Below are 12,793 nucleotides of genomic sequence, written 5' to 3' on the forward strand. Positions count from 1 at the left end.
CGATTGACGCGAGTGTCGCCGCCGTCCACAGTGAACGTTTTCTTTCAATTTTTTCGGACGCTTCGCATGACCCGGATGCCCCGTACTGCCCTCGCGTCGGCCGCGCTACTCGCGCTGGTTGCCGCTGCCCAGGCCCAGACCCCGCCTGCCGCCGCTCCCGCCGCCTCCACCCCGGCCGCAGCCGCCCGCCCGCCGGCCGACCCCACGGCCCCCAAGCCGTTCGCCGACGTCATCAAGGGCGCCAAGGAGCAGCCGGGCCTGTTCCCCATCTGGCGCAAGGACGAGAAGGTCTGGATCGAGATTCCGAAGGAAGCCTTCAACAAGCCCTTCCTGTTCAGCGTCAACGTCGCCAACTCCATCGGCGAGCGCGGCCTGTATGCCAGCCAGATGCTGGGCGATGAGATGGCCGAGTGGCGCCGCATCGGCAACCATGTCCAGCTGATCGCGCTGAACACCAAGTTCCGCTCCGACAACGCCTCATCCAAGCTCGCCATCGAGCAGGCCTTCTCGCCCAGCCTCATCACGTCCGGCCCCGTGGCCAGCGCCGAGCACCCGGACCGCAAGTCGGTGCTGGTGGATGCCAGCGGGCTGCTGCTGGGCGACATCCCCGGCTACTCCACGCGCCTGGAGATCGCCTACCGCCTGCCGTTCGCGCCGGACCGCGCCAACTCCTTCATCGAGCAGACCCGCGCCGACGCCAAGGTCTCCACGCTGACCTCGCGCGTGCACTTCGCCACGCCGCGCATTCCCGCGCCGCCGCTGGTGCCCGCGCCCGTGGCCGTGCCCACGCCGCCGCAGGCCACGCCGGACCCGCGCTCGATGTTCTTCAGCTTCGTCTACAGCTTCCGCGCGCTGCCCGAGACGCCCGCCGCCATCCGCCACATCGACCCGCGGCTGGGTCATTTCATGGAGAGCTACAGCAACCTCGGCGACGACCTCAAGGCCAACCCGCGCGTGCACATGGTGGCGCGCTGGCGCCTGGAGAAGAAAGACCCGGCCGCCGCGCTGTCCGAGCCGGTGCAGCCCATCGTCTACTGGATGGACAAGAACATTCCCGAGAAGTACCGCGCGGCGGTCAAGGCCGGCATCGAGGAATGGAACAAGGCCTTCGAGAAGATCGGCTTCAAGGATGCCGTGCAGGCCCGCCAGCAGCCCGACGATGCCGACTGGGACAACATGGACTCCACGCACGCGTCCATCCGCTGGTTCACCGGCTCGGACGTCGGCTTCGCCATCGGCCCGAGCAACCGCGACCCGCGCACCGGTGAAATCCTCGATGCCGACATCGGCATGAGCGACGTGTTCGGCCGCGGCTCGCGCCGCCTGGCCGCGGACGACGTGCCCAGCCACGCCGGCCACGACCATGGCAACGCCTGGGCCGGCGAGCGCAGCCGCATGGCAGTGGCCGACCAGCTCTGCACCTACATGGCCGACCAGGCCGCCGAGTTCGGCTTCGCGCTGGACCTGCTGGCGCTGCGCGACGGGCTGGACATGAACGGCCCCGAGGCCGAGGCGCTGGCGCAGGCCGTCGTCAAGGACGTCATCATGCATGAGGTGGGCCACACGCTGGGCCTCAAGCACAACTTCCGCTCGTCCACGACGGTGACGCAGGCGCAGCTGAAGGACTTCGCCTGGACGGAGGCGCACGGCATCTCCAACTCGGTGATGGACTACAACGCCTACAACCTGCCGCTCAAGGGCGAGGGCAAGACCAGCGTCACCAACACGACGCTGGGCGCCTACGACTACTGGGCCATCGAGTACGCGTACAAGCCCATCGCCGCCGAGCAGGAAGCCGCCGAGCTGGCCCGCATCGCGGCGCGCTCCACCGAGCCGGCGCTGGCCTACGGTGACGACTTCGACCAGGGCGTCGGCGGCCCGTTCGACGGCTTCGACCCGCGCAGCAACCAGCGCGACCTCGGCGACGACCCGCTGGCCTACGCCCGCAAGCGCCTCAAGCTCAGCCAGGAGCTGTGGGACCGCGTGCAGGCCCGCAAGCCCGAGGCCGGCGAAGACCCGATGCGCAACCGCCGCTCGGTGGGCGAGTCCTTCCGCCAGCTGGGCATGACGGCCCACAACGTCAGCAAGTACGTCGGCGGCCTGTACGCCGAGCGCATCGTGCCGGGCGTCACGCCGGGCCAGGCCTTCAAGCCGGTGGACAACGCGCAGCAGCGCGATGCACTGCGCTTCATCGCCAGCGGCCTGTTGTCCAGTGACTCGTTCAAGTTCCGCCCCGAGTTCCTGGCCGCGCAGACGCTGGACTACAACGAGTGGGCCGACCGCGGCCAGCCGCTGGCCATCGCCGACGCCGTGGCCGGCCTGCAGGGCCGCGTGCTGGACCGCCTGATGGCGCCCGCCACCGCGCGCCGCCTCATCGAGCAGAGCAGCTACCTGCCCGAGGCCCAGCGCAAGGGCGCGGTGTCGCTCAGCGAGGTCTATGGCACGCTGCAGGGCGCCATCTTCAGCGAGCTGAAGACCGGCGCCGAGGTGGACCGCATGCGCCGCAGCCTGCAGCGTGAGTACCTGCGCCGCCTGCAGCTCCAGCTGAACCGCGCTACCAACGGCGCTGCGACCTATGCCGACGTGTTCGCGCTGGCCCGCTGGCATGCCACGCAGCTGGCGCGCGACCTGCGCGCGGCATCGGCCAAGCCGGGCCTGTCGGTCGAGACGCGCGCGCACTACGCCGAGTCGCTGGACCTGCTCGACAGCATGCTCAAGGCCACGCTGACGCGCAGCTGATCGGGGGCATCAGCACCAGACAAGGCCGGCAGCGATGCCGGCCTTTTTCGTTGTCACTACGATGCGCAGCGCATCACAGGAGACCCCATGCCCGACAGCGCCCAGTTCAACCAGGCCGGCGCCCACCACCTGCCGGGGTATCTCGGCATCGTCATCACCCACGTCGATGGCGCCGAGGTGCACGCCGAGCTGCCGGTGCGCACCGAGCTGATGGCGCCCAACGGCTTCCTGCATGCCGGCAGCGTCGTCACGCTGGCCGACACCTGCGCCGGCTACGGCTGCGTGGCCAACCTGCCCGAAGGCGCCGTGGGCTTCACGACCGTGGAGCTCAAGTCCAACCACCTCGGGACCGCGCGCGAGGGCACCGTGGCCTGCGTCGCCAAGGCCGTGCACCTGGGCCGCACGACGCAGGTCTGGGACGCCACCGTCACGCACAAGGACAGCGGCAAGACGATGGCGCTGTTCCGCTGCACGCAGATGGTGCTGTACGCCAAGTGAGCAGCCCCGCGGACGGGGGAGGGCGCCGGTGCGCGTCCCTTGTTCTAGGGGCGGGCGGCCCGGCCGGCGCAGGCAGACTCGCCGCTCGTTTCCGCAACGCACCTCCACGATGAACGTCCGCCCCCTGCTCGCTCTTCCTGTCGTCGCCCTGCTGCTGGCCGCCTGCGGCAAGTCGTCCACGTCGCTGGGCGAGGGCGGCTCGGTCATCACCGGCTCGGCCGGCGCGGCCGGCGCGCACAACGCGGCCCGGGAACTCGTCAAGTGCGACACGCCCGTGGCGACGATGGCGCTGGTGGAGAACCCCAACGGCTACAGCTATTCCAGCAGCTACCAGCTGCCGTCCAGCCCCGTGCCGCTGGTGCGGCTGCTGGCGCAGCAGAGCGGGTGCTTCCGCGTCGTGGACCGCGCGGCGGGCCTGAAGGCCACCGTGCGCGAGCAAGAGCTGAAGGACGCCGGCATCCTGCGCAAGGACGGCAACACCGTCGCCAAGGGCAAGGGCTACGAGGCGCAGTACAGCCTGACGCCCAGCCTCACCTTCAGCGAGCAGGACGCCGGCCGCCAGGTCGGCAGCATCATCCAGGCCATCCCCTACCTGAACAAGCTGGTGGGTGCGGCCGAGCACGTGAAGATGAAGCAGGCCCAGGCCGCGCTGCTGCTCACCGACAACGAGACCACCGAGCAGATCGCCGCGGCCACCGGCTCGGTGGAGGTTGCCGACCTGGGCGTGGGTGGCGCCATGGTGGGCAAGCTGGGCGGCGCCGCGGGCGCGGGCTGGAGCAATTCCAACGAGGGCAAGGTCATCGCCGCCGCCTTCCTGGACGCGCACAACCAGTTGGTCGTCCAGGTGCGTGCGCTGCAGGCCAAGGAACTGCCGCCCGAGGTCAAGCGCAAGGCGCAGGGCGGCTGATGGCGTGAGGCCGGGGCGGCCCGGCGCTCGGCCCGTAGGTCGCATCTGCGCGGCTATGCTGGAAGCATGCAGTCGGCCAAGCCTTTCAAGATTCCCGAATCGGTCCTCGTCGTCATCCACACGCCGGACCTGCAGGTGCTGCTCATCGAGCGCGCCGACCACCCCGGCTACTGGCAGAGCGTCACCGGCTCCAAGGACGCGCCCGACGAGCCGGTGGCCGAGACGGCGCGCCGCGAGGTGCTGGAGGAGACGGGCTTCGACATCGTCGCGCTGGGGGCCGAGCTGCGCGACTGGCAACTCGCCAACGTCTACGAGATCTACCCGCACTGGCGGCACCGCTATGCGCCGGGCGTCACGCGCAATACCGAACACGTCTTCGGCCTGCAGCTGCCCGCGCCGCTGACGCCGACGCTGGCGCCGCGCGAGCACCTGGCCTGGCAATGGCTGCCCTGGCATGAGGCGGCCGACCGCTGCTTCTCGCCGTCCAACGCCGAGGCGGTGCTGCAGTTGCCGCGCTTCGCCGCGCTGCCCACGCCATGAGCCCCACGCGCCTCTCCCCGCATGCCCCCGGCGACGTGCTGCGCGTCGCCACGTACAACATCCACAAGGGCGTGCGCGGGCTGGGGCCCGTCAGGCGGCTGGAGATCCACAACCTGCAGATGGGCGTGGAGGCGCTGGACGCCGACCTCGTCTGCCTGCAGGAGGTGCGGCTGTTCCACCACCGCGAGGCGGCCTACTTCGACCGCACCTGGTTCGGCTGGCCAGAGAAGGGGCAGGCCGAGTTCCTGGCGCCCGAGGGCTACGAGGTGGCCTACCGCACCAACGCGACGACGAAGTACGGCGAGCACGGCAACGCGCTGCTGTCGCGCTGGCCGATCGGTGACGTCGGGCATCACGACGTGTCCGACCACGCCTTCGAGCAGCGTGGCCTGCTGCATGTGCCGGTGCATTGGCGGGGCGGCGTGGTGCATGTGGTCGTCGCGCATTTCGGGCTCATCCACGCCAGCCGCGTGCGCCAGGTCGAACGGCTGGCCGTGTTCGTGCGCGACCACGTGCCCGAGGGCGCGCCGGTGCTGGTGGCGGGCGACTTCAACGACTGGGGCGAGCGGCTGGACACGGCCATGCGGGCCCACGGCCTGCGCCGCGCGGCCACGCCCACCGGCCGCGCGCGTGCGGCCACCTTCCCGTCACGGCTGCCGGTGTTCGCGCTGGACCGGGTCTACACGCGCGGCCTGCGCTGCACGGGCGTGCAGGTGCCGCGCGGCCCGAGCTGGGCGCGCATGTCGGACCACCTGCCGCTGGTGGTGGAGCTGACCTTGGAATGAAGCGACTGTTCGCGCGACAGCGGCGCCGGCAGCGCGCCGCCGACACCGGCTTCGTCGGCGGCAACGAGGTGGAGCTGCTGCGCGGCGGCGACCAGCTGTTTCCACGCATGCAGGCGGCCATCCGCCAGGCGCGCAGCGAGGTCTGGCTGGCCACCTACATCTTTCATGACGACGCGACGGCGATGGCGCTGGCCGATACGCTGCTGGCGGCGGACCGGCGCGGTGTGCGCGTGCGGCTGGTGGTGGACGGCTTCGGTAGCAACGCCAGCCTGGCTGCGCTGCGCCAGCGCTTCGCCGGCAGCGGCGTTGCGCTGGCCGTGTTCCGGCCCATGGACCGCTGGTGGCGCTGGTTCCAGCGCGGCCAGCTGCGCCGGCTGCACCAGAAGCTGTGCGTCGTCGACAACGAACATGCCTTCGTTGGCGGCATCAACGTCATCGACGACCGCATCGACCTGCGCCACGGCGCCAGCGACCTGCCGCGGCTGGACTTCGCCGTGCACCTGACCGGCGGGCTGGTGGACGAGGTGGCGCGGAGCGTGCGCTCCATCTGGTCGCGCGCCTGGCTGGGGCGGGACTTCGACGACGCGCTGCTGGACTACGTGCCGCTGCGCCGCCGCTTCGGCCTGTGGCTCTCGCAGCTGTGGCGCGGCCCGCAGCGCCTGCCCGAGGCGCTGCCGCGGCTGGCGCCCGTCTGCGCGGCCTTCGTGCTGCGCGACAACCTGCGCCGGCGCCGCACCATCGAGCACGCCTATGCCGATGCGATCCGCAACGCGCAACGCAGCGTGGACATCGTCTGCCCCTACTTCTACCCGGGCCAGCGCATCCGTCAGGCGCTGCGCGGCGCGGCGGACCGCGGTGTGCGCGTGCGGCTGCTGCTGCAGGGCAAGCTGGACTACCAGCTGGCCGGCTGGGCCGCCGAGGCGCTGTACGCCGACCTGCTGCGCCACGGCATCGAGATCTACGAGTACACGCCGGCCTTCCTGCACGCCAAGGTCGCCGTGGTGGACGGACACTGGGCCACGGTGGGCAGCTCCAACATCGACCCGCTGTCGCTGCTGGTCAACCTGGAGGCCAACGTCGTGGTGCTGGACGGCAGCTTCGCGGCGCGGCTGGCGGGCGAGATCGAGGCGGCGCTGCAGGCCTCCAGCCGCGTCGGCGAGCGTGCCGGCAAGGGCCTGCGCGCACTGGTGCACCGCGCGGTGGTGGTGTGGTTCGCCTACGTCTTCCTGCGCATCGCCGGCGCCGCCGGGCGCTACTGAGCGCGGCCGTACAGGAAGTCCAGCATCGCCGGCACGCGCCGCGCCCAGCTGGCCTCGTCGTGGCTGCCGCGCGGGTCCTCGACGAAGCGCAGCCGCTCGCCCGTCCAGCCGCGCTCGCGCAGGCGCTGCGTCAGCTCGCGCGCCAGCACCACAGCCTGCTCGCCCTCCTGGCCGCCCATGTCCACCCACAGCCGCGGCCGGCTGGGCGGCGCGGCAGCCGCCGCGTCGCGCAGCACGAAGCGGTCGTCCCACCAGACGGACGGTGACACCACCAGCGCCGCGCCGAAAGTGTCGGCGTGGTGCAGCGCCAGCCACAGCGACGCCAGCCCGCCGAAGGACGACCCGCCCACGGCCGTGCTCGCCGCGTCGGGGCGGGTGCGGAAACGCGCGTCGATGGCCGGCTTGAGCTCCTCGACGAGAAAGCGCGCATAGGCCGGCAGCCCGCCGCCCTGGCGCTCGGCAGCAGCGCGGCCCAGCCGCTCAGCAGGAACCTGCATGGCCGACGGCGTGTAGTCCAGCGTGCGCGACGCGGTGCTGGCCACGGCGACGACGATGAACGGCCGCAGCCGCCCCTCGCCGACGCCGCGCTGCGCCGCCTCGTCCACCTGCCATTCGGCGCCGGCGGCCTGCGCGTCGAACACGTTCTGGCCGTCATGCAGGTACAGCACCGGGTAGCGAGCGTCGGTGTCGCGTTCGTAGCCGGGCGGCAGCCAGACCTGCACATCGCGCGGCTGCACGTGGGCCGAGGCGACGACGCCCAGCCGCTCGATGCGGCCCGTGCGCGACGGCGGCACTTGCGCCGGCGCGGCGCCGAACGCGCGGGCCACGTGCTGCTCGCCGCCGGCCAGCAGCAGCGCGTGGTTGCGGCCCGGCTCCCAGCCGTCGTCGCCGGGCTGCCCGGCGCCGCGTTCGATGCGGAACTTGTAGGCCAGCGGCTGGCCGCCGGTGGCGTCGTCCGGCAGCGTCAGCCGCAGCGCGTAGTGGCCCGGCACCGGGCCCGGCGCGGCCAGCAGCGGCCGGTCCCACGACAGCGGTGCCGCGGCGCCACGCAGGCCCAGGCGGTCGCGGGCCGGGTCGAAGCGGCCGGCGGCGATCTCGTTGCGCAGGTCGACGTCGAAGACCAGCGTGGTGTCGGCGGCGGCGCCGGTGGCCAGCGTGGCCAGGAGCAGGGTGGTGATGAGGGCGCGCATCGCGCAAGCGTAGGCGGCCGGCCGCGCACTGCCGTCCGTCATGGCGGCGGGTCGGCGCGCACGGCGGCGTCGAAACGGCGCAGCCAGTCGGGTGACACCTTCAGGCTGCAGGCGAGGTGGCGCCGGGGCGGCGTGGGCATGCCGGGCAGCAGCACCGCCTCCAGCTCGCCCGCGTCCGGCACGCCGCGCGCCTGCATCTCGCGCAGCTCGGCGGCCACGCTGATCGCGAAGTCGGCATGGCCGCGCGCCAGCATCGTCGCCAGGCGTGCCGTTGCCGCGCTGACCCGCACGGGGGGCGGCTGGCGCTCGGCGATCCAGGCGTCCAGCGGCCCGCCGTAGGCCACGCCGTCGTAGACCAGCAGCTTCAGCTGCGGCGCCAGCAGCGCCGCGCGCGCGTCGGGCAGCGCACGCAGCGCCGGCGCCGCACGCCGGGCGGCGAGAAACACCTGCTGATCCTCCCGGTGGATGGGCAGCGAGAAGCGCGCGAAGCGGCGGCGCTCGACGGTGTCGAACACGCCCAGCACGCACAGCGGCCGCTGGTTGCGTTCCAGTTCCTGCAGGCTGCGCTTGAAGGGCACCGCCTCCCAGCGCAGCGCCAGGCCCGCGCGGTGGGCCCACACGGTGGTGCGACCGGCCATCGGCAGCGCGGGCGTGCCATCGGGCCCGCCGCCGGGCAGCGGGATGTGCTGCACGGTCATGGGGCCCTCTTCGGCAAGCGCGGGCATTGCCCAGCCGGCCAGGGCGGCCAGCACGGCGGGAAGGGCGCGGCGCAGCATGGTGGGACAGCACGGGGCGCCCCGATTCTGCGCTGGCAGGCCGGGCCGCGCCCGCGCGTTCAACCCTCCAGGTGCGGGGCGCCGGGGGCGGCCAGCGCGCCCGCCTGCACCAGCGCCGTCGCGCGCTCGATGTCCGGCGCGAGGTAGTGGTCGGCCGGCATGCTCGCGCAGTCGGCGCGCAGGCGCTGGTGCAGCGCCTCCACCGGCGCCGAGCTGCGCAGCGGGCGCAGGAAGTCGATGCCCTGCGCGGCCGCCAGCAGCTCGATGGCGACGATGTGGGCCGTGTTGTCCAGCATCGCGTGCAGGCGGCGCGCGGCGAACGTGGCCATGGAGACGTGGTCTTCCTGGTTGGCGCTGGTGGGCAGGCTGTCGACGCTGGCCGGGTGGGCCAGGCTCTTGTTCTCGCTGGCCAGCGCGGCGGCCGTCACGTGGGCGATCATGAAGCCGCTGTGCAGGCCGGCGTCGGCCGTCAGGAACGGCGGCAGGCGCGAGATGCCGGGGTCGATGAGCATCGCGATGCGGCGCTCGGCGATGGCGCCGACCTCGGCGATGGCCAGCGCCAGGTTGTCGGCCGCGAAGGCCACCGGCTCGGCGTGGAAGTTGCCGCCGGAGATCATCGTGTCCTCGAACACCAGCGGGTTGTCGGTCACCGCATTGGCCTCGCGCACCAGCACCTGTGCTGCGTGGCGGGCCTGGTCCAGGCAGGCGCCCATGACCTGCGGCTGGCAGCGCAGGCAGTACGGGTCCTGCACGCGCTCGTCGCCCTCGCGGTGGCTGGCGCGAATGGCGCTGCCGGCGGCCAGCTCGCGGTAGATGGCGGCCACCTCCATCTGGCCTGGCTGGCCGCGCACGGCGTGGATGCGCGCGTCGAACGGGCCGTCGCTGCCGCGGGCGGCGTCCAGCGTCATCGCGCCACTGGCCAGCGCCGTCGCGAACAGGCCCTCGAAGCGGATCAGCGCATGCAGCGCCAGCGCGGTGCTGGCCTGCGTGCCGTTGATGAGGGCCAGGCCTTCCTTGGCGGCCAGCGTCAGCGGCGCGAGGCCCAGGCGGGCCAGCTCGTCGCGGGCCGACACGCGCTGGCCCTTCACCAGCGCCTCGCCTTCGCCCATCAGTGCCAGCGTCAGGTGGGCCAGCGGGGCCAGGTCGCCGCTGGCGCCGACGGAGCCCTTCTCGGGCACATAGGGAATGAAGCCGGCGTTGAACGCGTCCAGCAGCGACTGCACGACGACGCGGCGCACGCCCGAGAACCCGCGCGCCAGGCTGCCGGCCTTGGTGGCCAGCATCAGCCGTACGACCTCCGGGCTCATCGGTGCGCCGACACCCACCGAATGGCTGCGAATGAGGTTGAGCTGCAGCGCGGCGAGCTGGTCCTTGGCGATGCGCGTGCTGGCCAGCTTGCCGAAGCCGGTGTTGACGCCGTAGACCGGCGCATCGCCCGCGGCCGCCGCGGCGACGAGCGCGGCGCTCTGGTCGACGGCCGTCCAGTCGTCGAGCTGCAGCTCGGCGCGGCCGGCGGCGATGTCGGCGAGCTGGGCGAGGGTCAGGTGTCCGGGGATGAGTTTCATAGCGAGGGGAGGTTCAGTTCGTTCTTGCGGGCGCAGTCCGCGGCGGACGGGTAGCCGGCGTCGGCATGGCGCATGACGCCGGTGGCCGGGTCGTTCCACAGCACGCGCGACAGGCGTTGCGCGGCGGCGTCGGTGCCGTCGGCCACGATGACGACGCCCGAGTGCTGCGAGTAGCCCATGCCCACGCCGCCGCCGTGGTGCAGGCTCACCCAGGTGGCCCCGCCGGCGGTGTTCAGCAGCGCGTTCAGCAGCGGCCAGTCGGAGACGGCGTCCGAGCCGTCCTGCATGCCCTCGGTCTCGCGGTTGGGGCTGGCGACGGAGCCGCTGTCCAGGTGGTCACGGCCGATGACGATGGGCGCCTTCAGCTCGCCGGTCTTCACCATCTCGTTGAAGGCCAGGCCGGCGAGGTGGCGCTCACCCAGGCCCAGCCAGCAGATGCGCGCCGGCAGGCCCTGGAAGGCGATGCGCTCGGCGGCCATGTCCAGCCAGCGGTGCAGCGCCGCGTGCTGCGGGAAGAGTTCCTTCAGCTTGGCGTCCGTCTTGCGGATGTCCTCGGGGTCGCCCGACAGCGCCACCCAGCGGAACGGGCCCTTGCCCTCGCAGAACAGTGGCCGCACGTACGCGGGCACGAAGCCGGGGAAGTCGAACGCGTTGGTGACGCCCTGATCCTTGGCGACCTGGCGGATGTTGTTGCCGTAGTCCACCGTGGGGATGCCTTGCGCCTTGAAGGCCAGCATCGCCTTCACATGCGTGGCGCAGCCGGCGGCGGCCGCGGCCTTCAGTTCAGCGTGGCGGGCCGGGTCGCTGGCGGCGGCCTTCCACTGCTCGACGCGCCAGCCCGGCGGGCAGTAGCCGTGGATGAGGTCGTGGGCGCTGGTCTGGTCGGTCACCAGATCGGGCTTCACGCCGCGCGTCACCAGCTCCGGCAGCACGTCGGCCGCGTTGCCCAGCAGCGCGATGGACCTGGCCTCGCCGGCGGCCGTGTACTTCGCTATGCGGGCCAGCGCGTCGTCCAGGTCGGTGGCCTGCTCGTCCACGTAGCGCGTCTTCAGGCGGAAGTCGATGCGGCTCTGCTGGCACTCGATGTTCAGCGAGCAGAAACCCGCGAACGTGGCGGCCAGCGGCTGCGCGCCGCCCATGCCGCCCAGGCCGGCCGTCAGGATCCAGCGGCCAGCGGCCACGCCGCCGTAGTGCTGGCGCGCGGCTTCGGCGAAGGTCTCGTAGGTGCCCTGCACGATGCCCTGGCTGCCGATGTAGATCCAGCTGCCGGCCGTCATCTGGCCGTACATCATCAGGCCCTTGCGATCCAGCTCGTGGAAGTGCTCCCACGTGGCCCAGGCCGGAACCAGGTTGGAGTTCGCCAGCAAGACGCGTGGCGCATCGGGATGCGTGCGGAACACGCCCACCGGCTTGCCGGACTGCACCAGCAGCGTCTCGTCGTCGCCCAGCTCGCGCAGCGACTTGAGGATGGCGTCGAACGCGTCCCAGTTGCGCGCCGCCTTGCCGATGCCGCCGTAGACGACCAGCGCGTCCGGGTTCTCGGCCACGGCGGGGTCGAGGTTGTTCTGCAGCATGCGGTAAGCAGCCTCGGTCAGCCAGCTCTTGCAGCTGAGTTGCGTGCCGGTGGGCGCCTTGACGGGGCGGGGCAGGGCGGTCATCTGAACTCCTTAAAAGCGGAGCGGACTCTAGTTGTCTATACAAGTCAAGTCAACTAGCATGCCGCCCATGGCCAGAACCGCATCCAGCCCCGAACCCCAGTACCTCAAGGTCAAGAACCATCTGCGCGAAGGCATCGCCAGCGGCCACTGGGTGGCCGGCGACCTGCTGCCCAGCGAGGGCGCGCTGGTGGTGCAGTTCGAGGTCAGCCGCATGACCGTGAACCGCGCGCTGCGCGAGCTGGTGCAGGAGGGGCTGATCGAGCGCGTGCAGGGCGTGGGCAGCTTCGTCGCGCAGCTGCACCGCATCTCCAGCACGCTGAACGTGCGCGATGTTCACGAGGAAATCCTGGAGCGCGGCGGGCAGCACGAGGCGCGCGTGCACGCGCTGCTGCGCGGCAAGGCCTCGCCGCAGCAGGCGGCCGAGCTGGGCTTGAAGCGCGGCGCGCCGGTGTTCCTCAGCCTCATCGTGCACCTGGAGAACGGCCACGCCATCCAGTGCGAGGAGCGTGCCGTCAACCCGGCCTGCGCGCCGGACTACCTGCAGCAGGACTTCACGCGCGTCACGCCCACGCACTACCTGCTGGACGTGGCGCCGCTGTCGGAGGCGCGCTACATGATCGAGGCGGCGCTGCCCGGCGAGGTGGAGGCCAAGCTGCTGGGCATCAGCCGCCGCGACCCCTGCCTGGTCGTCAAGCGCATCACCTACAGCCGCGGCGTGGCGGTAACCTCCGTGAAACTGACCCACCCGGGTGCACGTTACCAATTGCAAGGGAGCTTCTCGGCATGAGCTTTGCCGCCGGGAGCTGCGGAGAATGCGCAGTTCCCTGCAGAGCAGGGCCAAGGGCGGCGGTGTTGGCACCGCGGCCCCAATGCAAG

General features: G+C 72.0%; 11 protein-coding genes. 7 read left to right on the forward strand and 4 right to left on the reverse strand.

Features of this window, described 5'->3' with window-relative positions; genetic code table 11:
* The first annotated feature begins 75 nt into the window (after nucleotides 1–75).
* The 6 genes from AC1Q7O_RS01495 (at nucleotide 76) to clsB (ending at nucleotide 6,728) form a co-directional block, all read left to right on the forward strand.
* Nucleotides 76–2,739 carry a zinc-dependent metalloprotease gene (locus tag AC1Q7O_RS01495; RefSeq protein WP_492659254.1) on the forward strand — a complete coding sequence of 888 codons (2,664 nt, stop codon included), beginning with the start codon at nucleotides 76–78 and terminating at the stop codon, nucleotides 2,737–2,739.
* Nucleotides 2,740–2,826: 87 nt separating this feature from the next.
* Complete coding sequence (locus AC1Q7O_RS01500; protein WP_492659253.1) at nucleotides 2,827–3,237, forward strand: PaaI family thioesterase; 411 nt, start codon at nucleotides 2,827–2,829, stop codon at nucleotides 3,235–3,237.
* Nucleotides 3,238–3,346: 109 nt separating this feature from the next.
* The gene (locus AC1Q7O_RS01505; protein ID WP_492659252.1) at nucleotides 3,347–4,144 is read left to right on the forward strand and encodes a curli production assembly/transport component CsgG; all 798 of its coding nucleotides are present in this window, start codon (nucleotides 3,347–3,349) and stop codon (nucleotides 4,142–4,144) included.
* Nucleotides 4,145–4,210: 66 nt separating this feature from the next.
* Nucleotides 4,211–4,684, forward strand: a complete 474-nt coding sequence (gene nudB / locus AC1Q7O_RS01510; RefSeq protein WP_492659251.1) for a dihydroneopterin triphosphate diphosphatase — start codon at nucleotides 4,211–4,213, stop codon at nucleotides 4,682–4,684.
* Nucleotides 4,681–5,469, forward strand: coding sequence for an endonuclease/exonuclease/phosphatase family protein (locus AC1Q7O_RS01515; protein WP_492659250.1), 789 nt, complete (start codon nucleotides 4,681–4,683; stop codon nucleotides 5,467–5,469). The genes nudB and AC1Q7O_RS01515 overlap by 4 nt, the downstream gene beginning before the upstream one ends.
* A complete protein-coding gene (clsB, locus tag AC1Q7O_RS01520; RefSeq protein ID WP_492659249.1) occupies nucleotides 5,466–6,728 on the forward strand; it encodes a cardiolipin synthase ClsB in 1,263 nt (420 codons plus the stop codon). The genes AC1Q7O_RS01515 and clsB overlap by 4 nt, the downstream gene beginning before the upstream one ends.
* On the opposite strand, the gene AC1Q7O_RS01525 is transcribed toward clsB, so the two are convergent.
* Genes AC1Q7O_RS01525 through hutU form a run of 4 tightly spaced genes read right to left on the reverse strand, consistent with a single transcriptional unit; the run spans nucleotide 6,722 to nucleotide 11,917 of the window.
* Entirely contained in the window at nucleotides 6,722–7,918 is a 1,197-nt protein-coding gene (locus AC1Q7O_RS01525) for an alpha/beta hydrolase (protein WP_492659248.1), read from the reverse strand. The two genes, clsB and AC1Q7O_RS01525, sit on opposite strands and share 7 nt — an antisense overlap.
* A gap of 38 nt (nucleotides 7,919–7,956) precedes the next feature.
* On the reverse strand, nucleotides 7,957–8,694 hold the full coding sequence (locus AC1Q7O_RS01530; protein ID WP_492659247.1) for a hypothetical protein: 738 nt from the start codon (nucleotides 8,692–8,694) through the stop codon (nucleotides 7,957–7,959).
* Nucleotides 8,695–8,753: 59 nt separating this feature from the next.
* On the reverse strand, nucleotides 8,754–10,259 hold the full coding sequence (gene hutH, locus AC1Q7O_RS01535) for a histidine ammonia-lyase (protein ID WP_492659246.1): 1,506 nt from the start codon (nucleotides 10,257–10,259) through the stop codon (nucleotides 8,754–8,756).
* Nucleotides 10,256–11,917: a urocanate hydratase gene (gene hutU / locus AC1Q7O_RS01540; protein WP_492659245.1), complete on the reverse strand. Its 1,662-nt coding sequence runs from the start codon at nucleotides 11,915–11,917 to the stop codon at nucleotides 10,256–10,258. Before hutU ends, hutH begins: the two co-directional genes overlap by 4 nt.
* Nucleotides 11,918–11,984: 67 nt before the next feature.
* Between hutU and hutC the strand changes: the two genes are divergently transcribed.
* Complete coding sequence (hutC, locus tag AC1Q7O_RS01545; RefSeq protein ID WP_492659244.1) at nucleotides 11,985–12,704, forward strand: histidine utilization transcriptional repressor HutC; 720 nt, start codon at nucleotides 11,985–11,987, stop codon at nucleotides 12,702–12,704.
* Nucleotides 12,705–12,793: the final 89 nt, after the last annotated feature.

It is taken from the genome of Roseateles sp. GW823-FHT07B05 (assembly GCF_058794515.1).